The following is a 22,247-nucleotide window of genomic DNA, read 5'->3' on the forward strand; positions in this document are numbered from 1 at the left end:
GCCCGGTCACTAGAGCCCAGGTCAACCAATTACATCATTCGACTTAGAAACGATAATCCACTCGGAGGCTCGCGCTGCGGGGGGGCCCTGGGTAGTTTGAATTATCGCTGCCAGCCTTGGCAGAGACGAAATACTCGCGGTTGAATAGATTATCAACATTGAGAGTCACGTCGTAATGCTCGCTACGATATCCGCCTGCCAGTTCAGCCGTGGTGTACGAGCCAAGCGACACCTTATTGTTTGGAGAGGTGAATCGCTCTCCTTCGTATCGCCCGCCCCCAGCGACATAGAAGCCGGCCCCCAGCTCTTTCTTCAACCAGACACTCGCGCTGCTTTTTGGGGTAAGGGGGCTCGTATTACCGACAATGGCTTCGACCGGTGAATCAATCATTTCACCCTTCAACCATGCGTAACCTGCATAAGTCGACCAGCCATTTCCAAGATCGCCATTGATGGAGAGTTCAACACCGCGGGTGCGCTGTGTACCGGCGTCCAGGGAGAAACGAGTGTCTGTTGGATCGTCCATCAAGATGCCAGTTCGGGTCATGTCGAACACCGATACCGTCGCCGAGAACTTTTCGTTGATGTCGAACTTAGCGCCGACCTCTTTGTTGACGGTCTCCTCAGGGTCCAATTCATCGCTGTTTCGGCGCAATTCTCCATTATCAGCCATTGGCTGGAAGGACCGGCTGTAGGTGGCATAAAGCGACACCCAGTCCGTCGGCTCATAAACAAGGCCAATGCGGGGACTGAACGTGTTGTCCGTGCGTTCCAAGTCCATATCAGCGGTGCCATCATCACTACGCTTCGTCGCCAGGCGATCGAAGCGTCCGCCCATCATCAGCTTCCACTGAGGGGTGATTGTGATGAGGTCCTGAAGATATAAGCCGGCAATCGAGATATGGGTATCAGCGTCCGGGTTGGCCGCCGTGGAGCCAGGAATCTCCGGGAAGTCGATCAACTGCGGATTGAACACATCGTAGGTGGCGACGTTGCGAAGCGTCAGGCCTTTATCCTTCCGATCTTGGTAGCCGACCTCGATACCGTAGAGCGCCTCATGACTGAACGGGCCGGTCTCGAACATATGCTTCAGTTCATTCTGCCAAAATACCCCGTGTTCTTCCTTGTAACGCGCAGCGCGGTTGATACTGACCTTGTTTGTCGTCGTGTTGACAGTACCGAATGTCACGTACTTCCGGGTCACGTCAGAATCGTATGCCCGCAAAGCACTATGCAGGCTGAGAGAATCACTCAATGTACGATCAAGGGTGATCGTCGAGCCCTTCACCGTCGTCTCCACGTAGTTCTGGCCTTTCGCATCACGCGACCCGTAATACGTGTCGATATCAGCATCCACCGGATGATCGCCATAAGCGGGAAGACCTGTGTCTGCCAAGCGTTTGTCGTGGAGATAATCAGCTTGCAATGTCAAGGTTGTATCTGGATCGATGTTGAACTGGATAGAAGGCGCGAAGGCCTGCCGCTCAAGAAAATACCGATCACGGAAACCATCAGAATCCTCCAGGGCGCCTGTGAGCCTGACACGAATGGAATCGTCTTCGTTGCCCCCCCCCAGATCCATTTCAGTTCGGCGCTGCCCTTCAGTTGAGCCCATTATGCTGAGCTGCTGAACAGGGTTAGCCTCAGGTTTTTTCGTCACTCGGTTGATCAGCCCTCCTGACGATCCGCGCCCATAAAGCACAGAAGAAGGCCCCTTGAGGACCTCGACCCTATCGATATTGGACAGGTCCCGGAAGTAATAGGCGTCATCACGCATGCCATCCAGGTACATGTCATTCAGCGCCGAAAAGCCGCGAATCACAAACTGATCCCGCTGGCCATCACCTGCGTCCTGAGAAACACCAGGGACATTCTTGAGGGCGCCCTGCAATGTCGTAATGTTGCGGTCTTTGATCAGCTCCGCCGGCACAACATCGACGGTTTGTGGCACATCCTTGAGCGGAATGTCCGTTTTGGTAGCCGTGACGGCGGTGGTTGAGCGGTATGGCTGGCTAGCTTGTTCTGCGGAAATTTCTGTGGAAGGCAAGGTCAGCTGCCCCTGCTCACTCGCCTGCGCGCCGCCCATTATCGAGCTACCGCACATGCTGATCACTGCAACAAAGGCCGTTCTGTTCATTCTCTTTTCTCGGGCTGCCTACCGTCCGCACCGAAGGACCAGGCAGCAACGCCCCTTCGACGGGGCGAGAATTTAATGAGAATTGATCTTAATTTCAAGAAAAATCATTCTGAGAGATTTGCATTTCTCATTCGAGCGACCAACCCGACCAAATACACAAACACAATTATTCATAAAAATCTATTAATAACATTGATTTACGACATGAAAAATCATCAAAAGCTGACTGAACCGTCAAGCAAGGTAAGGCTATCCAAATTGACATGTCGAAATCTAATTGCGCTTAATGTAACAAAAAACACAAAGATAATGTCTTTGTTGTGTTGGCTGGAGCAGTGGAACATTCACACGACCGGAGCAACCGCTTCGCTCTACCACGTCGAAACCTGTCGCGAATGAGCTCATGCCCTAGGAACGATGCTTCGATGGTGCTGTCACCATCTTTGGATCCAAAAAAACAAGGGATCTGGTTCGCTGAAGTGGTGCCACAAGGGCAACGCAGCGGAAAGGAAGTGTTAAGCAGGAGGCTGTCACCATGGTCTCATTTAGAAGCTCCTACCATCCCATTGATGCGGCAATTCTCTGGTGTGATCTCGCCGACCACGAAGCCGAGATCTTGCAAGTAGAGCTGTCTGATCCTGGCGGCTTGCTCAAGCACTTCCCCCAATGGCCTACGCTCCACCTTTACGCCGAGCGCATCTGCGACGCGATCATCTATGGGGAATTACCGGCAACCTATTTGGGAGGCCCCATTGGGCTGGATGATCCTGTGCAGCGCGCGTACTGGTCAATTCGCCATCCAGATCTGTACGGTTGGTTTGCCCGCACCTATCCGCACGAAAAGCCGGCATTTCTGTTTTCCCGGGAGAGTGATCATTCTCTTTGCGTGAGCCTGGGCGTGCATCTCGCACTTCAAGCGGATCGAGATGTCTTGCTGCGAGAGCTCGAAAACCTCCGTCGAACGCATTCGGCACTCTGCGACCAGGAGCCACCTGAGCTTGACGATCTATCCAAGGCTCAAAAATCCACGTCAAAATCCGGAGTTCTTTCTGAAAATGCCGCACTTCTGCTTTACGTGATCGTGGGTGCCCTGCTCGTTCTGATGTTGGGCAAGTCGGAGAAGGGTCTGCCCCGATCCATCTTCGATGATCAGGCAGCGATCGTTGACGCCATCACGACGCTTTTCCCGGGTGTCCGCGGTTTGAAGAAACGCACCCTTGATCGGAAATTTGCGGAAGCCCGACGTCGTTTCGCTCAAGCCGGGCGGGCATGAGCCGCGATTGCCAGGCAATCCGAGCGATTGCCTGGCAATGACTTCTATCGATTCCAGTTGTTGACTGAATGTCACATCCCACCACGCGCCATCCGGTGCTAAGGAGTGACATCATGCAACCGACAGCCCCTACCTCCGCTTCCGCCGACCGCCACATCATGCGGCGAGATGAGGTGGAGCAGAAAACCGGCTTCAAACGCTCACACATCTACAACTTGATGAAAGCCGGCCTGTTTCCCCAGTGCCGGCGTATCGGCACGCGCGCTGTGGGCTGGGATTCGCTCGAAATCGAGCAGTGGGTGAAAGACCGTCTCTCCACGGGGGATTGAGATCATGAAAGTCTTCTCGTTGATCTCGACCAAGGGCGGCGCTGGCAAGACCACGGTCGCCGCCAACCTCAGCGGCCTGCTGGCCGACGCGGGGCTCCGGGTGTTGATGCTGGACCTGGACAGTCAGCCGACGCTGTCCAGCTATTACGCCTTGAGTACACCGTGTGAGGTCGGGTGCTACGAGCTGATCACCGAAGGGCTCTTGGGTGCAGAGCAGGTCATCACGGCTACAGTCATCCCTCGCCTGTCGCTGATTGTTTCCAACGACCGGGCGGGACACTTGAGCACCCTGTTGCTGCATGCTGCCGATGGCCGCCTGCGCCTACGCAACCTGCTGCCGGCGTTCGCCGATCAGTTCGATGTGATGATCGTGGATACCCAAGGTGCTCGCAGCGTAGTGGTGGAGATGGCCGTGCTGGCTTCCGATTGCGCCCTGTGTCCGCTGCCCCCGGAAATGCTCGCTGCGCGCGAACTCCGACGTGGCACGCTGGGACTGTTCGAAGAACTGGAGCCCTATCGGTATCTGGGCGTGGCACTGCCGTCGGTGAAGCTGCTGCTCAACCAGGTCAATGCCAACCGCCGCGACACCCGTTTGATCATGCAGAGCCTGCAGAACACCTTTGAAGGTGATCCGCATGTCAGCGTCTGCGACACGGTCATTCCGGACCGAGTCGCGTACCTCAACGCAGCGTCGCTGGGGCTGCCGGTGCACCGTGTCGAAGCCACGCCTCCAGCCGGTAGCCGAAGCCGCTGCGCAGCGGCTGTCATGACCAGCTTGGCGATCGAGTTGTTTCCCGAGTGGGTGGACAAGCTCTGTCTGGCGACCGTGAACGGTCGTCGGCGAGCTGATGCCAGCGGCCGTCGACTGGCTGGACGTAGCTGATCGGGGGATGCGAGATGAAACCGCCAACCTCCGAAGACGTCACCCGTCAACTGCAGCAGGCACACTTCCCGCAGAAGAGCCGAGAACAGCCGGCCAACCCAGTCGGTGAAACGGCAATGGTCGTGACGCTGGAGCAATTGCGACCCTACGAACTGAATCCTCGCGTGGTGCGCAACCCGCTGTACGACGAGCTCAAGGCCTCCATTCGCGAACGTGGCCTTGACCATCCGCCGTCCATCACACGCCGGCCCAACGAGCAGCACTTCATCATTCGTAATGGCGGCAACACTCGCCTGAGCATCCTCGGCGAATTATGGCAGGAAACCCGTGAGGAACGTTTCTTTCGTCTCAATTGCCTGTTCCGCCCCTGGCAATCCGAATCGCATGCCCTGCTCGGGCACTTGGCAGAAAGCGATCTGCATGGACAACTGACGTTTATCGAGCGGGCGCTGGCGGTCGCGAAGCTGTTGGACATGCTGCAGGAGCCCGGCGAGGCCCTCAGCCAGCGTGAGCTCGCTACACGCTTGAGCAAGGGTGGCTATCCCGTCTCCCAATCGCATATCAGCCGCATGTTCGATGCACTCGAGTTTCTCCTGCCCTCCATTCCCCAAGTGCTGTATGCAGGCCTCGGCAAACCCAATATCGAGCGCGTGATTACCCTGCGACGCCGAGCAGAGTCTACCTGGAATCAGTATTTCGGTGATCCCCAGCAGTTTGCGCTGCTCTGGATGGAGGTGCTGTCCACCTTCGATGACGAGAAACCCGAGCTGGATGCCAGCGATGTGCAGGATGAGCTCATCGCCAAGATGGCTCTGTACCTGAACCAATCGCCGCGAGTCCTGGCGCTGGACATCCATCAGGACCGTCGCGCGCTGCCGAACCCGGCACCGCCAATTCCGAGCTTATCTAAACAAGACGCGAGCCCCAGCCGTGCACAATCAGGGGAGCAGGTTATCGAACTAGCGCAAATTCCCGAGACCCCGAACTGTAATCCGGGCGTGACCAGTGTTGAGGTCACCCCCAACCCGGAACCTCGGCTACCGCATATCCTGCAGGCGCTTGAAACCCAATCGTCCGGGACCCAACCACCTGAGGTCGATGGTTCAGACCGAAGCATCACGGGGCCGCCGAACACTGGAATTGAACGTATCGATGACATCGACGGCCTGCGGGAAGCCTGTGCCGAGCTGGCGCAGGACCTGGCGGTTTACGCCGATGCCAACGACTTGGTGCTTCGGCAATCAGAGGGTCTCGGTTTCATCCTCGCCCTGGACCAGTACTCCCCCCTCACCCCTCGACGTACGGGCATTCAGCTGGTGCTCTCGGCGCTGTTGCGCCTGCAGGATGACGTGGCCTGGGTGCAACGTCAGCAGTTGCCTGCCGCTCTGTTTGGGCAGTTGCTGATTGGCGCGTACGACCTGCCGTTTGCCGAGCGCCCTGCCCTGACCATTGGCCTTGAGCGCTTGCCAGACGAGCAGCTGGAGCAACTGTTTGCCCTGATACGCCATGCACGACAGCTGATCGATACCACGCTGTCGACTCTCCGATAACGTGAGGAGCCACCTCATGACCACGACTTTCAACCTGCTGAATCATGCCATGTTGAATCAGGTGCTGCATGAGCTGCGCCACGGGCGTTTGCAACGCTGCAAAGCGCTCGGCCTGGCGGATGAGGACATTGAGGTGCTGCAGTCGCTGCCGCCGACCACACTGTCGCAGCTGGCCCACTCTACGATCAGTTGGGTCGAGATCAAGGTCGACACCACTGTATTGAGACGGCTCATCGCCCAGGCCGAGCGGGACGAACTGAACGAGCGACTGATCAACCGAGCGCTGAAGCTCGGCGCCAGCTCCAGCATCATGTATCGCTGCTTCGGCCTGGACCATTCGGAAACCGCCCTGCGCCGCCGAATACTGAAGATCGAAACCCACCGCGGTCGACCGGTACAACTCACCGAGGCGCAGGAACATGCGGTGTGGAATCGCTGGAGCCAATTGCGCGAGGAAGACCCGGAGAATGATCCACTCGACGCAATGATGATGCTCGCCGAAGAGCAGCACATCAGCCTGACGCTGATCTGGCAACAGATCGAATTGTACGGAGGTGCTCCATGCTGAGCTTCTATGAGGTCGACTGGCAGGACGTCGTGCGTCAGTGCTACGACGCACTTCGGCGGCGCTTGGAATGGCAGGCCGCCCAGGCAAAACTGGCAGAGGCCGCTGCTGCGGAGGCACCGATCCGCACGATCTACTATGGCGATAACGATCCACTGCCGATGAAGCTGTTGCTCGACCGCCGCCTCACGCCCCTGGAGCGCAACACCTGGCAGGTGCTGCGCTGGCTGATCACCGAGCGCAGGGTGCAGACACCGCGCTATCAAGACCTTCAGCCCTACCTGGCCACCAGCCCCTGCGGCACCCAGGCCTCCCGGGAAACGATCGCTCGGGCGCTCAATGTCTTGCGCACCACCCGCTGGCTCAGTCTGGTCGAGCGTTCGCGGGATGCACATGGCTGTCTGCGCGGCTGCGTCTATGTGCTGCACGGAGATCCGTTGACGGCGGCCGAGCAGCTCGAGCTCGACAGTGGCTACCGATCACTGCTGCTGCAGAACATCACCCATGCCACCAAGGGCGTCAGGGATGTCACCGAGCATGTGATCGCGGACATCCAGGCCGACTCCAAGGTCGCGACCTCCGACAAAGCCTTCCTTGCTACGCCCCCCGCCGTGGCGGAGCAACACTCACTGCCGCTGACCAACCACGAGGCGGCAGATTCCGAACGCGGTGAATGCCACCCGGTTCGGAATCTCCCGGCGCCGGCAAGGGATTCCGAATCCTGCGGCAAACCTCCGATTTCCGCTGCCGTTCGGAATGCCGACAATGGCCGTACAGTACAGAAAGACAAAAGCAAAAAAAGTACAGTACTGGCGCACGTGGAGTTCGGACGAGCACGCTGGCCAGAGGATCTCAAACTGAGCCCTGCCGAGCGGCGCATGGCCTCCCAGGCGATGCGCCCGCTCGAGCCGGAACAGCAACAAGCGGTAATCAACGAGGCGGCGGTGCGGTGCGCTCGCGGCGAGATCCGAAAACCGGTCGCCTATCTGATGGGGTTGATCAAGCGGGCGTGCCGCGGCGAGTTCAACCTGTGGGCCGCACGCAGCGATACGACTGCCCCAGCGCACACACCGCGGCGGCCGCCGACTGCGGCGCCGGAACCTGAACCACCTCGCGAACGCCGACAGCCCGGCGAGCAACGAATCGCCTCGCCACTTGCCCTCGCCTGCCTGGAAGAACTCAAACTGCGTTGCCGCGTCCCCGCTGCATCGACCTAGCGCTGGAACGCAGTGGCTTTGATGCCTAGTGTGATCAAATCCACGGACGTCCACTCTTTAAAAATGCGAGCTCAGCACCTTCGCGTTGATTCACGCCGAGGGCGATGACACAGCTCATCGTCTGCCTCACTTCAACGGCGAGGATCCGGCGATGGTCGATCACTACCAGCTCAATCTGGGCTCATTGCGCAGCAGCATCACGCTCACCCTGCACACCCACCATGCCGCTCGACTGTGGCAGGGACGAGCCGCCCGCGAGGGCGTTCATGGCATCCTTGGCATGGCCGGCTATATCAGCGTGACCAACCTGCTCAAGCAGGCCAGCAGCCAGGACGATCCCTTCGCCGACTGGTTCATGCTGCAACTCGAAGACAAGCTGCTGCAGGCGAAGACTGATCTGCAGACGTTGACCGAACAGGTCAGCCTGGTGGAGCGCGATCTCCCCACTCAGGTCGATGTCGGCGACAACCTCAATATCCATCCGGTGACCCTGCCGCTGTTCATCGGCAGCCAGCTGGGCTTTCTCGCCGTCTACCTGCTGACCGATTACGACACGTTGGTGCGACGGGTACTGCTGGCGCATCACACCGCCTTGGTTGGCCGTGGCGACATGGAGATCTGGATCGACCGCGGCGCGCACCTGCTGCGCAGCGTTTTCGGCCTGGCCCAGCGCTACCGCCTGGCCGGCGTCAGCCGCGACGACGTGGCTGCCAACAGCGCCCGGGCGCGTGAGGCCGTCGAAAAGTTCGGCTTACCCCCGCAAGACGTCCTCGAGGGCACGCGCCGCTCTCGGTTCGCCCCGCCCATTCTGCGCCAAACGATGGACGCAAGTCTGGCCACAGCAGCGGCTGAGATCGCCGACGAGCCCCTGATCCCGCCGCCCGCGTTGGAAGGCGGTGACGTATGACCCTGGCCGAAGCCATCGCGCGGCGCCTTTCAACGGATGCCTATCGTCAGCTCGAACAGGGTGCCTCCCTAAAAGGCCTTTTAAAGCCTTTTAAGGGTAAGGGGGAGCTGCAGCAGTTCGCCGAATCGATCCTGCGCCTGCGTACCCAGGTCTCAGGGTTGATGGCGGGCATGCTGGCGATCGTGGCGCAGCCGCCCTTCTCGCTGCTGGACCTGCGTTTGGTGGTGCAGCACAGCGCAGCCGGGACGGATTTTCTGCGCTGGCGCAGCCGTGACTTCAGTCGCATGGGCGTCGAGGTGTGGAAGCAGGCGATGGAGCAGCCGCACCTCGCACCTACCGTGCGCGAGGCACTGCACCAGTTGGAGGTCAACCGCGTGGTGCTGAACCTACAAATGAGCAGCCTGCACTCACTGCACCGCCAGGCTTCGGCGTCCGCCCACCAGTTACTCGACGCCGAGGTCGCCCTCGGCAGTTCCGTTTCCCCCAACCCGGAGTCAATCCCATGAGCACGTTATTTGTTGGCGAAGGCAACATCGGCAGCGTTCCCGAGTTTCAGGAGTTCAACACCAACCCTGAAGAACCGCGTCGCCTGCTGCGGCTCAATGTGTATTTCGACAACCCTGTACCGCGTGACGGCAACTACGAGGACCGTGGCGGTTACTGGGCCCCGGTCGAACTCTGGCACCGCGATGCCGAGCACTGGAGCACGCTCTTCCAGAAGGGCATGCGCATCCTGGTCGAGGGCCGTACGGTCAAAGAGGAGTGGGAGGACAGCGAGGACAACGCGCGGGTGACGTTCAAGGTCGAGGCCCGGCGCATTGGCATCCTGCCCCACCGTCTGGCGTCAGTGACCATGCGCGGGAAGAACCAGGACGGCGGCAAAGGCGACGGCGCCAGCACTAGTCGTAAACCCGCGAGCAAGAAGAGCCCACGCAAGTAGGGTGTCTTGTGGTACTCGGTGGACTGGCCGAGCCAGCGTGCAGCTGATTCAGCACGGCCACCCACCGAGCGCGGGACACGCCGCCGGGGGTCGCTCAGTGGCGCGATGATGAGGCCAGTCTGCTGTGGGCCAGCAGCAACGAGGCCTGCTCCAGATGTTCATCCAAAGCGCGGAACGCGCGCCAGTGTTCGGGACTTTCGCGCAGCCATACCTCAAGCCGGGTGCGAGCGTCAGGGTTGTCCGGCTCCAGGTGCGTGGCCAGCAACAACTGGTACGCCTTCAACTGCAGAGCCTCGGCCCCACCGTCCTTGCTTTCGTTCATGTCCCTACCCTCCACGAGAGTTGGCAACTGCACTTTATTGGGGTGATACGCCTCATAAGGTTGATAGTCAACCTTATGAGGCGTTCATATGCGCGGGTTGATGGTCAACCATATGGGTCGAATTGGAGAACGCCCCATTGCCCGCGAAGAAGCCTAGCCTACGCCATCATATTGGCCGCCAATTGGCCAAGGTCCGCACTGCCTGCAATCTGACGCAGGAAGAAGTGGGCGTGCAGCTGCACGTAACCAGCGAGGCCATTTCCCGTATGGAGCGGGGTCAGGTCGACCTGTCAGTAAGCAAGCTGCTGCGGTTGGCGGACATCTACCAATGCACGGCAGACGAACTGTTGCTGGCCGCGAGCAGCCGGCCTCTCGATCAAGGGCTGGTGATCGCTGAGCTGCTGCAAGACCTGAATGAAGCCGATCGGCTGTATGCCGTGGAAAACTTGCGGCAACTGGCCACACACCTCGCCCGGCGCTGATCCGCGTACTCCAATCACGTTCCCCTCCGGCCAATCGCTGAAGTGATTAGCGCCCATTCGGCTTTCCGCTAGCCTCCCCTTCCCACCCCGGCACGCTGTTGTGAACCGACTGGGAGTGCCTGCTCATGCGTCTGTTCATCTGTGAAAAACCTTCGCAAGCACGCGATATCGCTCGCGTGCTCCAAGCCACGCGGCGCGGCGACGGCCGCCTGGCGGGGTCGGGAGTGATGGTGACCTGGTGCGTTGGCCATCTGCTGGAGACCGCGCCACCGGAAAGCTATGGCGACCGTTACAAGCGCTGGACCTTAGAGGACCTGCCCATCATCCCCGGGCAGTGGCAAGTCGTCGTCAAACCGAAGGTGGCCAAGCAGTTGAAGGTTATCCAGGGCCTGCTGCAGTCATGCTCCGAGGTGGTAATCGCCACAGACGCCGATCGCGAAGGCGAGATGATCGCTCGCGAAATCATTGAGCGTTGCCATTACCGCGGACCGATCCTGCGCTTGTGGCTGTCTGCCCTGGATGAGGCATCCATCCGCCGGGCCTTGGCCGCGCTTCGTCCGGGTGAGCAGACCCTGCCGCTGTATCACTGTGCGCTGGCGAGATCCCGCGCCGACTGGCTGATCGGCATTAACCTCAGTCGTCTGTTCACCCTGCTAGGCCGCCGTGCCGGTTTTGACGGGATACTGCCAGTGGGCCGCGTTCAGACACCGACATTGCGCTTGGTGGTCGAGCGCGATCGCGCCATCGCCAGCTTTGTCGCCAAACCGTTCTGGACCGTTGAAGCCACCTTGGAGGCCGACGGCACGCGCTTTCGCGCACGTTGGCAGCCCCCTGCAAACGCCTGCGATGACAGCGGTCATTGCATCACTGAAACCGTCGCGCAGGAAGCCGCCGCACGACTGGAGCATCGAGCCTCGGCGCAGGTCAGCAACGTCGACATCGAGGCCGTCCGCGAAGGTCCGCCCCTGCCCTTTGACTTGGGCACCCTGCAGGAAGTCTGTTCCGCCAAACTGGGCCTGGGCGTTCAAGAAACACTGGCCGCAGCGCAGGCGTTGTACGAGAACCATAAGGCCACAACCTACCCACGAACCGACTGCGGCTTCCTGCCCGAAAGCATGCTGGATGACGTACCCAAGGTACTCCGAGCCCTCGCCGCCGCGTCGCCGGCCTTGTCGCAGTGGTTGAAATCGGCTGACCCAGCACGACGTTCGCGCGCCTGGAACACGACCAAGATCACCGCCCACCACGGCATCATCCCCACCGCGGTGGTCATCGACCTGGCGCAGTTGTCCGAGCAGGAGCGCGCCGTCTACTCGCTGATCCGCGCCCGCTACCTGGCCCAATTCCTCCCGGATCATGAATACCTGAAGAGCCAAGTGCTGCTGCAGGCAGGTCAAGACCGTCTGATCGCCCGCGGCAAACAAATCCAAGTGCGCGGCTGGAAAGCCGTGATCGACGAGCTCGGTGACAGCGATCGGCCAGAACCCAGCCAACCGCTGCCCACGTTGCGCGAAGGAGCTGACATCACGGTGCTGGACGCCATTGTCTCCGCTCAGCGGACCCAACCCCCGAAAGCCTTTTCCGAAGGCACCCTGGTCAAAGCGATGAAGACCATTGCCAACCAGGTGGACGATCCGCGGCTCAAGCAGAAGCTCAAGGACAGTATCGGCATTGGTACCGAAGCCACCCGCGCGGCGATCATCCAAGGCTTAATCGATCACGGGTACTTGCAGAAAAAAAGACGCAGCCTGGCGGCATCCGCCGCCGCGCACACGCTGATCGAGGCCGTACCACGAGAGGTCGCCGATCCTGTACTGACCGCTCTCTGGGAGCAGGCGCTGGACCGTATCGAGTCAGGCCAGCTCAGCGTCGATACCTTCCTCGCCAAGCAGGCGGCATGGCTGACTCAGCTGGTGCACAACCACCGCTCGCTCACGCTGCCACTGCCCGCCCCGAAGGGCCCAAGCTGTCCGGAATGCCGCAGTGCCATGCGCCAGCGCAAGGGCCGGACCGGAGACTTCTGGTCGTGCACGCGTTACCCAGACTGCAAGGGCACGAAGCCCGTGAAGACGAGCAAGCGCCCGGTCAGATCCAAGTAGCGGTGGCGCCAACGCTTGACGTCGACCGGCGGCGCTGCTGTAGTGGGACTGCACATCGCCCCTGGCGATCCCAGACCGATTCGCTCCGGGCAGTTCGGTCAGACTCATTGAGTTCGGAGCCACCCTCACCGCTTCTTCGGAGGCCTTCTCAGCGTTCCAAGTCCTCTAGGCGGATGACCCGTGCAGCTTGTACCAGGCTGCACGGGTCATCCGCTTCGGCGACGATGCTCAGCCCCGGTGCCCGCCGGCGAAAGACTGGGCACCTTTTGTGCGCGGATGCGTGCCAGTTGGTTCCGATCCAGGCCACGACAAGGGTCGGTTGATTGCGCGGAACGACAGCTTGAGGTTTGCGATGACTTGGCTGCCCGGATACGAGTCAAAGGTGGTCCCTCTCCTCCTAGCCTGATGACCGTCGGGCTATTTTTTCGCCGTCCAAAATCCACTGAGAACCACCCACTTCCGCTCCCTCAGACCGCCTGCAATCCTCGGTTGACGCGCCTTTGGCAGCGTTTTATAGATGAGTTGCACGCCGCTGTCGTTGACAGCACCCAGACAGCCAGGACCTTCAAGGCTGCGCCCGCTTCGGGTGGTTCTCCCCAAGTGCGACTCGCGCTCGGCAGCTCGCACGGTCATCGCCCCATCGATGATGAGCGCCCTCCACACCGATCACGTTTTTGCACCTCTCCCTTGCGGAACTCACCAGCCGCCAGGGCCGGTGGATATCCGCGTTTCTGCTGAACAGGAGCTCCACCATGACTACTGCAAGCAATAACGCCCCCACCACCTACTTCAACCTGCACACCCAAGGCATCGGTTATCTGAACCGTGTTCGCGAAGTTCCGGTCCGCCGTGGACAAGCGTTCATGGCCTGTGACATCGCGGCCTTGCACGGTGCCTCGGATGACGTCGAGTACACCCGCTTCGATTGCAAGGTCGCCAGCGGCGAAGCCGATAGGCTGATCCGTGAGCACCTGGAAGACGTCCGCGCGGAACGCAAGGTACTCATCGCGTTTCGCATCGGCGATCTTTGGGTCGATCCGTTCCTGTACGAGAAAGGCGAACGCAAGGGGCAACCCGGCGCCAGCCTCAAAGGCCGACTGATCTTCATCGAGTGGATCAAGGTCGATGGCCAGTTCAGCTACCGTGCGCCCGCCCGCACCGACGCTGCCCCCGCTGCTGAGGGTGCTGAGGGTGCTGAGCACGCGGAGACGGATGGAGATAAGGCAGACACTGACGGTGACTCCGATCAAGGTCAGCCAACCCCGACCGCCGCGCGCAAACCCACCGCAGCCCATCAGTCTGCCTGAGGCAGTTTGACCACCAGCAACAGGCGCTCCCAAGAGCGCCTGTTGCTCATTCACGTCCGAGGTCGCCATGGAAAGCTTCTGGCTCTGTGAGGACTGCCTGCAGGCCGTTGCCTACGAGGACTTCAGCGCGCTGTCGCTCTACTACAGCGAGGCTGAAGTAGAACAACGCATCACTCTTATGCGCAACGAACTGCAGGCCTTACTGCCCATAAGCGCCGATTTCGATCCGCACACTGGCGCAGGCATTCAGGCCTTTTCCACCCACCCGTGCGAGGGCTGCCACAGCCCGCTGCACGGCGCGCGTCATCGTTTTACACGTCTGTGACTCACCTCTCTCACCAGTCTGGGGCACTCCCCCAGGGGGCGCTCCGTCTCCCACGAGGAATTGCCCATGAACACTGCCCACAATCGGGTCGAGCATCTCGACTCTGCACTGGCCCAGCGTGCCCGCGAGGATGCGCTGCTGAGCGAAGCGCTGGAGTTGCTGGATCAACGATATTTCCAGCGCGGCGAGCAACTGATCTCACCGTGTGATGCAGCGTCCTATCTGAAATTGCAGCTTGCGCCCTATCACCATGAGGTGTTTGCGCTGCTCTGCCTGGACTCACAGCACCGCGTGCTGAGCTTCGACATCCTCTTCACCGGCAGCATCGACGGCGCCTCCGTGTATCCGCGCCAGGTCGTCGTCAAAGCACTCGAGCACAACGCCGCTGCAGTGATCTTCAGCCACAACCACCCCTCCGGCTGCTCGGAGCCGAGCAGCGCCGATCGGGTGCTCACTGCTCGCCTGATCGAGGCATTGGCCTTGGTTGAGGTGCGTGTGCTGGACCACATCATCGTGGGCGAAGGCACACCGCTGTCGTTGGCCGATTACGGCTGGATCTGACCATCCTCACCATCTGGAGGGTCACCGCCTGTACGGGGTGACCTTCGCATTTTTTGGAGCGCCATCATGTCCACACCTCTTCGCAATCCCTTCCTCCGCGGCTTCCAGGACCTGAGCTACGAACGCGTGGTGCAGATCAGCTATGCCGACGATTGCCCTCCCTGCTACCGATCCCTTCACCCTGCGCTACATGACCTGCCGGATGACGGCATCAATTTCCAGCCGTGCCTATTCGATGATGACTTCGCGGTGATTACTGACGGCGAAAGCGTGCCCGAGTTTGTCCGCATGCGGTGCCCTGCCGACGGCACCGTCAGCCAGGTGCTCTACCAGGTCACAGGGCTGCACCATGGCCGCCGGCGACACGTCAGCGATCTCCCCAGCGAGGAAGCTGCACAGCACTTGATCGAGCAGCTGTCCTTTGCCACCGGGCATTACAGTCGCAGTTGGGAGATCAACAGCGCACACCTGCCTGCAGAAGAGTTCGAGTTTCTGCAGGTGTGCGCCTGGTGTCGTTCACCGTCCGGCTTCTTCGAATGTTTCGTGCTGAGTAGCAACAACGCGGTGGGCTGCAAGCTGTACTCGACGCCCTGGCTCAAAAACATTACCTCGGGCGGCACCTACTTCAGCACCGAGGAAGTGACTGCACGTCTGCGCGCAGATCACGTGCCACCGGTGCTGCTGCGCCTGCTGTTGCTGGCCGGTGAGGCCGACACCCGCCTGCTGATCTTCGACCCTGATGCAACGCCGCTTTCCGAGTTACCCATGTTTGTCGAAGATTGACCTCAAGGCGCCTCCGGGCGCCTTTTTCATGGTTGCGCCAGCATAATCCGGTCGGCGAACTTCGATTTTTCAGTGGGGGTGCACTCTGGCTTTTCGACAAGGTGTCGGCATCTTTTGTCGAGACCTGGTCATGCACATCCCCACGTTTTTCTCGCTTGGACTGATGTTCACGTTGCTGGGCTGCAGCACGCCGCCACCGGCGCCCGCCCCTGCACCACCCGCACCGGCCCCGACCGCAGTGGCCAAGCCAAAGTCCCCGGTACCCGCCTGGGTCCGACAGGACCGCTACACTCTGGCCAGCACCCGGCCAACGCTGGAGCAGCGCCAACCGCTGTATCAGCTGGTCAACGTCCAGATCGCCCCTGTGCTGCACGCAACGGTCGGTGAAGCACTGCGCCACGTGCTGCAGCACTCGGGCTACTCCCTCTGTCCCGATAACCCTGCCGTGGCGCGGTTGTTCCACCGCCCCTTGCCGGCCGTGCATCACGTCCTCGGGCCGATCTCGCTGCTGGATGCCTTGACCATCATCGGCGGCCCCGCCTGGCGGCTCGACATTGATCCAGTCGAGCGTAGCGTGTGCTACGCCCTGCGCCTGCCCACGCCCGAACCACCCTTCTCGACACTGGAGACCGCACCATGAAGGTTCACCATTTTCAGGCCTTGGTGATCGGCGCCCTGTGCCTGGGTGCTGCCGTCCTCGCGGCTGCAAGCTACAACCAGCACCAGCAACTGGCTGAACTGCAGACCGCCGCACGCAATGCGCCGGCCGACACTGGCCCGTCACTGCGTCGCGACATCGGTGAATTGCGCACCAAGCTCACCACCCTGCAGCCTCGAGTCGCGGCCCTGGAAGACCTCCAGCACCAGCACACCAGTGCGCAGGCAATGCTCGGCCAGCAACTCGACGAGTTGGCGACGTCCGTCAAGGTGTTGCAAGCGGTACCGCCAGGACCGAGCAGCGCCGACCTGAGCTCTCTGGCACAACGCATGGGCGTGGCGGAAGCGGCACTCGAGAAGCTGTCGACCGCTCCTAAGGTGCCAGAAGCTACCGCCGCATCCCAATCTGCCTCCAACCGTGAAAAATCAAAAGCCAAGGCGCTGCAGCCGCCTTTCGCCCTGCAGGGTATCGAGACGCGCGGCACCATCAGGTTCGTGACCGCGTTGCCTGCCGGCGCCCATGCACTGTCCACCGTGCACCTGCTCCAGCCCGGTGACAGCTTGAACGGCTGGCAACTGCGGGCGATTCGCGAGGGCCGGGCCGTGTTCCACGTCCCGGGCCATGGCGATCGCACCCTGCCCATCCCGTGAGGAGATGAACGTTGTATAGGTACTCAGCGGTTGCGCTCATCCTGTTGCCGGCTTACGTGTTCGCCGACCAGGGCTCGAGTGTCGCCAAGCATGTCGACGCTCAGGTGCAGTTTAGCGAGCAGTCGCCGCTGGCACGGCAGGCGTCTGCAGCAGACCAGGCCAAGGCCTGGGGTCTGACAGATGACGAATGGGCCACCTTTGAGCGTCTGCAGACCGGCCCCCGCCATTACTGGTCGCCGCAACTTGACCCGCTCACCACCCTGGGTGTCGAGGCCAATTCGGATCAGGAGCGGCAGCGCTACGCCGAGCTGCAGGTCCGTCTGGAGGCCAAGCGTGCCGAGCGCGAACTGGCCTATCAGAAAGCCTACTCCGCGGCCTGGGCGCGGCTGTTTCCGGGTCTGCAGCCTGTGCAGGGGATGAGCGACGATGCCGGCCCCTTGAGCAGCAGCCGCACGGCGCTGTTCTTGGAAGACAAATGCGCCGCCTGCGTGACCAGCCTCCGACAGTGGCTGCAGGCCGGTGCGCGGCTGGATGTGTACCTGGTCGGCAGCCAAGGCAACGACGCGCGCCTGCGCCAATGGGCGCAGAGCGCAGGCGTCACTGCCGCCCAGGTCAGCGGAGGCCAGGTCACCTTGAACCATGACCGCGGCCGCTGGTTTGCGTTGGGTGCCAGCCGGCCCCTGCCAGCCCGCTATCAGCAGGTGGACGGAAAATGGCAGCGCATCGACTGATTCTCGCCCTGGCGATGGTCGGGGCGACCAGCGTTCACGCAGGCACACTGCCGCCGCCGGCCTATCAATTGGCGGCCGCGCACGCCGGCATTCCCGCGTCGGTGCTGTTCGCCATTGCCCTGCAAGAAAGTGGCACTCCGCTGCGCGGGCAGCTCATGCCCTGGCCGTGGACCTTGAATGTCGCTGGATCATCACTGCGGTTTGCCCGGCGCGATGAGGCGTGTGCCGCACTGAGGGAGGCGCTCAGCCGCCACGATCCCAAGCGCATTGATGTCGGGCTTGGACAAACCAACCTAGGTTATCACCCGGACCGTTACCCCAGCGCCTGCGATGCCCTCGATCCCCGCACCAACCTCGCAGTCACCGCCGAGCTGTTGCGCGCGCACTATGCCGACACCGGTGACTGGGTTGTCGCCGCCGGCCGCTATCACCGGCCTGCCGGTGGTGATCCTGCGGCGCGCTATCGCCGGCAATTCAGCCGTCATTGGCAACGCGTCCAGTCAATCGCGGCTGCCCCAGGAGGGTCACTGCCATGAGCTGCTTGCGCTCGGTGGCCCTGGCCCTCTGCCCCTGGCTGTCGTTTGCCGCTAGCGCTGAGTCCAGCAGTCTGCCCGCCTCCACCACGCTGAACTGGGTGCTGCCGGTGCGCAGCGCTCGCCTCTTGCCCGGAATCGTGCCGCCCAGGGCATTGCGCCTTCCCAGCATGACGCCGCTATTTCTGGTTGGGCAGGACGCTGCTTCCCTGGAGTGGCTGTCGCAGCACGCCCAGGCGCTACAAGAGCTAGGTGCCAATGGGTTGGCGGTCGAGGTCGACGACGTGCGGGCGCTGCGTCGCATCCAGACGGCAGCGCCTGGGCTGAATATCTGGCCAGTCAGTGGTGACGACATCGCCGAGCGGTTGGAGCTGGACCACTACCCGGTACTGATCACGCCCACCGGTCTGGAACAGTGAGGACACCTAATGGGCGAGCATGCGATGGAATCCCTGCTGCGACCTGCGGTGGAACTGTACACCGTGGGTATCTGCGCCGGCGCCGGTGCGCTGTGCCTGCATTCGCCCTGGGCCGTGGCACTGTCGCCCGAGGTAGGGGCAGGTATGGCGCTGGCGTACACCGCGTTCGGCCTGAAACGGCTCAACGAGGCGCGGATCGTCCTGCGCTACCGGCGCAATATCCGCCGCCTGCCCCGATACTCGCTGACCAGCCGGCAGATCCCGGTAAGCAGCAAGCGCCTGTTCATGGGCCGCGGCTTTCGCTGGACGCGCCTACACACGCAGCGGCTGCTCGAAGCTCAGGACCCGGCGCTGGCCTACTATGTCAACCAGTCGGCTGCCCACCAGTGGGCGCGACGGCTGGAACAGCTGCTGGAGAAGGCCCCGCCAGGGCTGTCGCTGCTGCCTCGTCTGACCGCCTGGGACAGCCCGTTCAACCCCGTGCGTCCGCTACCGCCGGTGGGTGGCTCGCCACTGCTGCACGGCGTCGAGCCGAAGGAACAGGAAGCCATCCTGCCGCTCGGCGAACGGGTGGGACATACCCTGGTGCTGGGCACTACACGGGTGGGCAAGACGCGCCTGGCCGAGGTGTACATCACTCAGGACATCCACCGACCGAGCCGGGAAGTGGTCATCGTCTTCGACCCCAAGGGCGATGCCGACCTGCTCAAGCGCATGTACGTCGAGGCTCGTCGCGCCGGCCGTGAGCATGAATTCTATGTATTTCACCTGGGCTGGCCGGAGATCTCCGCACGCTACAACGCTATCGGCCGCTTCGGCCGCATTTCGGAGGTAGCCACCCGAATCGCCGGCCAGTTGAGTGGTGAAGGCAACTCGGCGGCCTTCCGCGAGTTCGCCTGGCGCTTCGTCAACATCATCGCCCGAGCGCTGATCGAGCTCGGCCGGCGCCCGGACTACCTACAGATCCAGCGCCATGTGGTGAACATCGACGCGCTGTTCATTGAGTATGCCCAGCACTTCTTCGCCCGCCATGATCCGCAGGCCTGGGAAGCGATCGTGCAGATCGAAGGCCGCTTGAACGAGAAGAACCTCCCGCGGCACATGGTTGGCCGGGAAAAGCGCGTCGTTGCCATTGAGCAGTACCTGACCGCCAAACGTATTTTCGACCCCGTCATGGACGGCCTGCGCTCGGCCGTGCGCTACGACCGCACCTACTTCGACAAGATCGTCGCCTCATTGTTGCCACTGTTGGAAAAGCTCACCAGCGGCAAGACCGCGCGGCTGCTGGCCCCGAACTATTCCGACCTGGACGATCCGCGGCCAATCTTCGACTGGCTACAGGTCATCCGCAAACGCGGCATCGTCTATGTTGGCCTGGACGCGTTGTCGGATGCCGAAGTGGCCGCCGCCGTCGGCAACTCGATGTTCGCCGACCTGGTCTCCGTTGCCGGCCACATCTACAAGCACGGTATCGATCACGGCTTGCCCGGTTCCTCCAGCGCCGCGGACAAGGTGCCGATCAACCTGCACGCCGACGAGTTCAACGAGCTGATGGGCGATGAGTTCATCCCGCTGATCAACAAGGGCGGCGGTGCCGGTATTCAGGTCACGGCCTATACCCAGACCTTGAGCGACATCGAGGCACGTATTGGCAACCGGGCCAAGGCTGGTCAAGTCATCGGCAACTTCAACACCCTGCAGATGCTACGCGTGCGAGAAACCGCGACGGCGGAACTGCTGACTAACCAGTTGCCAAAGGTCAACGTGCAGACACGCACCTTGGTCTCCGGGGCGACGGACACCGCCGATCCTGATGCCCATACCGACTTCACTTCGTCCTCACAGGATCGCGTCACCACCACTGCGGTACCGCTGATCGAACCGGCGCACATTATCGCCTTGCCCAAGGGGCAGATGTTCTCGTTCCAGGAAGGCGGCCAGCTGTGGAAGGTGCGCATGCCACTACCGAAGCCCGCCAGCGACGATGCGATGCCTGCGGATCTGCAGACCCTGGCTGCGCGCATGCGCGAATCGTACAACGCCAATGCGGGTCGTTGGTGGAGTAACGAGGGAGGCGCACCCACGGCCGATTTCGATCCCGAGATGCCTCCACCAGGGCGCAGGCACGCGCCATAAGCGACCGAGTACTGCGGAGACCCTATGACGACCTCTCCTGCCAGCCCACCTCCTGCGCAACGACGTCCGGGATTCATCTTGGGCACGCTCGAGCTTTGCCTGCGAATGCTCGGTCTGCTGTTCGCTTCGCTGATCTTCTCCATCGTCCTGGAGTTCATGGGCATACTGTGGTTCTGGCCCGACCAGGGCTGGCATCACAGCCATGCCATGTGGCTCAGTGAGCTGGGATGGCTCAGCGATCACTTCAAAAACTCGCTGCTCGTGGAGGAGCCCGCGCAAGCCACCGCAGAGGTCCTTCAGCACCTGAGTGAATGGGTCGTGGTCCGCTCCGGCTGGGCACAATCTGACACTCAGCTGAAGCTCCTAAGTCACGAAATGTCGGTGCAGGGACAGTTTGCTCAAGCCTATGTGGTGATGCAGGACTACCTATTGGCCGCCTTATTCACCGTTTTTACCTTCGTCGTGCGCCTGGCCGTCCTCACCCTGGCGATGCCCCTATTCCTGGTGGCCGTTATCACCGGCGCGGTCGATGGGTTGATGCGTCGCGACCTTCGCAAGTTCAGCGCAGACCGCGAAAGCAGCTTTGTCTATCACCGAGCGCGGCGGACGTTGCTACCGTTGATGATCAGCCCGTGGGTGATCTACCTCTCACTGCCGTGGTCCATCAATCCCATCTGGGTGCTGCTGCCGTGTGCCACACTGCTCGGTTGCATGGTCGGCATTACTACTACCACGTTCAAAAAATACCTTTGACAGTTGGTTGTGCGAGCTCGGCTCACTACGACCGTACCGGTCGCCTGGACCTACCGCGTTGCTCTCTGCCTACACTCACCGCATAGTAGCCAATTGCTAGCGCAAGCTCGGGCTTATGAGTATCCTGCCATTACCACATCGTCCCAGAAACTTACTGGGCCAGGAAGCGCAAAGGAATGGAGTCAAAACCAGATGTTCCAATCTAGGTTCGGCCTATTTGACGGGAAGTCTTGGGAGTCGCTTTTACAGCGAATTTTCAAGGATAGGCATGGAGGAGAAGGCTATTTCGAGATGCCTACTTCTCCAGGTGATTTTGGTATTGAAGGCTATGTAGCAAGCGGCATAGCATTTCAATGCTACTGCCCAGACAAACACTACAATCCCGATAGGCTGTATATCAAGCAGCGTAACAAAATCACCAAAGACATAAGCAAGTTAAAATTAAACGAAGCAGAACTAGTTTCACGCCTTGGTGGCACCCTGATTAAAAACTGGTGTTTTGTAACCCCAGAAATCTCAGACAACAAGTTACTAAAACACGCAAAGAATAAAGAAATAGAAGCCAGAAGCTGGAATCTATCGATCTTAAGCCCTGAATCGCCCCTGGTTTCCTAGACACTCTCCAAGCTCAGGAAATAGCGTTTCTCATACTCTATTGGAGACAGCTGCATAGCACTGCTGTGTCGG

Annotated in this window: 25 protein-coding genes; 23 read left to right on the forward strand and 2 right to left on the reverse strand. The window is 60.9% G+C overall.

What is annotated here, in order from left to right:
- Window positions 1-43 precede the first annotated feature (43 nt).
- Window positions 44-2,137, reverse strand: a complete 2,094-nt coding sequence (locus ACIP02_RS22445) for a TonB-dependent receptor (RefSeq protein WP_400620752.1) — start codon at window positions 2,135-2,137, stop codon at window positions 44-46.
- A gap of 535 nt (window positions 2,138-2,672) precedes the next feature.
- Between ACIP02_RS22445 and ACIP02_RS22450 the strand changes: the two genes are divergently transcribed.
- From ACIP02_RS22450 to ACIP02_RS22490, 9 genes are all read left to right on the forward strand, one after another.
- A complete protein-coding gene (locus tag ACIP02_RS22450; RefSeq protein WP_400620755.1) occupies window positions 2,673-3,410 on the forward strand; it encodes a hypothetical protein in 738 nt (245 codons plus the stop codon).
- Window positions 3,411-3,523: 113 nt separating this feature from the next.
- Entirely contained in the window at window positions 3,524-3,739 is a 216-nt protein-coding gene (locus tag ACIP02_RS22455) for an AlpA family transcriptional regulator (RefSeq protein WP_400620758.1), read from the forward strand.
- 4 nt (window positions 3,740-3,743) lie between these two features.
- Window positions 3,744-4,622 carry a ParA family protein gene (locus ACIP02_RS22460; protein WP_400620761.1) on the forward strand — a complete coding sequence of 293 codons (879 nt, stop codon included), beginning with the start codon at window positions 3,744-3,746 and terminating at the stop codon, window positions 4,620-4,622.
- 14 nt (window positions 4,623-4,636) lie between these two features.
- Window positions 4,637-6,172 (forward strand): ParB family protein, encoded by a 1,536-nt coding sequence (locus ACIP02_RS22465; RefSeq protein ID WP_400620764.1) that lies wholly within the window; start codon window positions 4,637-4,639, stop codon window positions 6,170-6,172.
- Window positions 6,173-6,188: 16 nt separating this feature from the next.
- A complete protein-coding gene (locus ACIP02_RS22470) occupies window positions 6,189-6,740 on the forward strand; it encodes a DUF2857 domain-containing protein (RefSeq protein WP_400620767.1) in 552 nt (183 codons plus the stop codon).
- Window positions 6,734-7,954 carry an STY4528 family pathogenicity island replication protein gene (locus tag ACIP02_RS22475; RefSeq protein ID WP_400620770.1) on the forward strand — a complete coding sequence of 407 codons (1,221 nt, stop codon included), beginning with the start codon at window positions 6,734-6,736 and terminating at the stop codon, window positions 7,952-7,954. The genes ACIP02_RS22470 and ACIP02_RS22475 overlap by 7 nt, the downstream gene beginning before the upstream one ends.
- Window positions 7,955-8,105: 151 nt before the next feature.
- The gene (locus ACIP02_RS22480) at window positions 8,106-8,861 is read left to right on the forward strand and encodes a PFL_4669 family integrating conjugative element protein (protein ID WP_400620773.1); all 756 of its coding nucleotides are present in this window, start codon (window positions 8,106-8,108) and stop codon (window positions 8,859-8,861) included.
- Window positions 8,858-9,367 (forward strand): DUF3158 family protein, encoded by a 510-nt coding sequence (locus tag ACIP02_RS22485; protein ID WP_400620776.1) that lies wholly within the window; start codon window positions 8,858-8,860, stop codon window positions 9,365-9,367. Before ACIP02_RS22480 ends, ACIP02_RS22485 begins: the two co-directional genes overlap by 4 nt.
- On the forward strand, window positions 9,364-9,801 hold the full coding sequence (locus ACIP02_RS22490) for a single-stranded DNA-binding protein (RefSeq protein WP_400620779.1): 438 nt from the start codon (window positions 9,364-9,366) through the stop codon (window positions 9,799-9,801). The genes ACIP02_RS22485 and ACIP02_RS22490 overlap by 4 nt, the downstream gene beginning before the upstream one ends.
- A gap of 94 nt (window positions 9,802-9,895) precedes the next feature.
- Here ACIP02_RS22490 and ACIP02_RS22495 read toward each other — a convergent pair whose 3' ends face one another.
- Window positions 9,896-10,123 (reverse strand): hypothetical protein, encoded by a 228-nt coding sequence (locus ACIP02_RS22495; RefSeq protein WP_400620781.1) that lies wholly within the window; start codon window positions 10,121-10,123, stop codon window positions 9,896-9,898.
- A gap of 137 nt (window positions 10,124-10,260) precedes the next feature.
- On the opposite strand from ACIP02_RS22495, the gene ACIP02_RS22500 reads away from it, so the two are divergent.
- From ACIP02_RS22500 to ACIP02_RS22565, 14 genes are all read left to right on the forward strand, one after another.
- Entirely contained in the window at window positions 10,261-10,605 is a 345-nt protein-coding gene (locus ACIP02_RS22500) for a helix-turn-helix domain-containing protein (protein ID WP_400620784.1), read from the forward strand.
- A gap of 125 nt (window positions 10,606-10,730) precedes the next feature.
- The gene (locus tag ACIP02_RS22505; RefSeq protein ID WP_400620787.1) at window positions 10,731-12,704 is read left to right on the forward strand and encodes a DNA topoisomerase III; all 1,974 of its coding nucleotides are present in this window, start codon (window positions 10,731-10,733) and stop codon (window positions 12,702-12,704) included.
- 752 nt (window positions 12,705-13,456) lie between these two features.
- Window positions 13,457-14,011 (forward strand): STY4534 family ICE replication protein, encoded by a 555-nt coding sequence (locus ACIP02_RS22510; protein ID WP_400620790.1) that lies wholly within the window; start codon window positions 13,457-13,459, stop codon window positions 14,009-14,011.
- Window positions 14,012-14,078: 67 nt separating this feature from the next.
- On the forward strand, window positions 14,079-14,336 hold the full coding sequence (locus tag ACIP02_RS22515; RefSeq protein ID WP_400620793.1) for a hypothetical protein: 258 nt from the start codon (window positions 14,079-14,081) through the stop codon (window positions 14,334-14,336).
- A gap of 66 nt (window positions 14,337-14,402) precedes the next feature.
- Window positions 14,403-14,897, forward strand: a complete 495-nt coding sequence (locus ACIP02_RS22520; RefSeq protein ID WP_400620796.1) for a JAB domain-containing protein — start codon at window positions 14,403-14,405, stop codon at window positions 14,895-14,897.
- A gap of 66 nt (window positions 14,898-14,963) precedes the next feature.
- Window positions 14,964-15,680, forward strand: coding sequence for a hypothetical protein (locus ACIP02_RS22525; protein WP_400620799.1), 717 nt, complete (start codon window positions 14,964-14,966; stop codon window positions 15,678-15,680).
- 130 nt (window positions 15,681-15,810) lie between these two features.
- A complete protein-coding gene (locus ACIP02_RS22530; RefSeq protein WP_400620801.1) occupies window positions 15,811-16,320 on the forward strand; it encodes a PilL N-terminal domain-containing protein in 510 nt (169 codons plus the stop codon).
- Window positions 16,317-16,988, forward strand: a complete 672-nt coding sequence (locus ACIP02_RS22535; RefSeq protein WP_400620804.1) for a hypothetical protein — start codon at window positions 16,317-16,319, stop codon at window positions 16,986-16,988. The genes ACIP02_RS22530 and ACIP02_RS22535 overlap by 4 nt, the downstream gene beginning before the upstream one ends.
- A gap of 56 nt (window positions 16,989-17,044) precedes the next feature.
- Window positions 17,045-17,719 (forward strand): TIGR03759 family integrating conjugative element protein, encoded by a 675-nt coding sequence (locus ACIP02_RS22540; protein ID WP_400620831.1) that lies wholly within the window; start codon window positions 17,045-17,047, stop codon window positions 17,717-17,719.
- Window positions 17,701-18,255: a transglycosylase gene (locus tag ACIP02_RS22545; RefSeq protein WP_400620807.1), complete on the forward strand. Its 555-nt coding sequence runs from the start codon at window positions 17,701-17,703 to the stop codon at window positions 18,253-18,255. The genes ACIP02_RS22540 and ACIP02_RS22545 overlap by 19 nt, the downstream gene beginning before the upstream one ends.
- Window positions 18,252-18,671 (forward strand): integrating conjugative element protein, encoded by a 420-nt coding sequence (locus ACIP02_RS22550; RefSeq protein ID WP_400620810.1) that lies wholly within the window; start codon window positions 18,252-18,254, stop codon window positions 18,669-18,671. Before ACIP02_RS22545 ends, ACIP02_RS22550 begins: the two co-directional genes overlap by 4 nt.
- Window positions 18,672-18,680: 9 nt before the next feature.
- Window positions 18,681-20,807, forward strand: a complete 2,127-nt coding sequence (traD, locus tag ACIP02_RS22555; protein ID WP_400620813.1) for a type IV conjugative transfer system coupling protein TraD — start codon at window positions 18,681-18,683, stop codon at window positions 20,805-20,807.
- A gap of 24 nt (window positions 20,808-20,831) precedes the next feature.
- Window positions 20,832-21,560, forward strand: coding sequence for a TIGR03747 family integrating conjugative element membrane protein (locus ACIP02_RS22560; RefSeq protein WP_400620817.1), 729 nt, complete (start codon window positions 20,832-20,834; stop codon window positions 21,558-21,560).
- A gap of 192 nt (window positions 21,561-21,752) precedes the next feature.
- Window positions 21,753-22,175: a hypothetical protein gene (locus tag ACIP02_RS22565; RefSeq protein ID WP_400620819.1), complete on the forward strand. Its 423-nt coding sequence runs from the start codon at window positions 21,753-21,755 to the stop codon at window positions 22,173-22,175.
- Window positions 22,176-22,247: the final 72 nt, after the last annotated feature.

Origin of the sequence: Pseudomonas sp. NPDC089408 (assembly GCF_044749445.1) — a bacterium.
In the GTDB taxonomy this organism is placed as follows: domain Bacteria; phylum Pseudomonadota; class Gammaproteobacteria; order Pseudomonadales; family Pseudomonadaceae; genus Aquipseudomonas.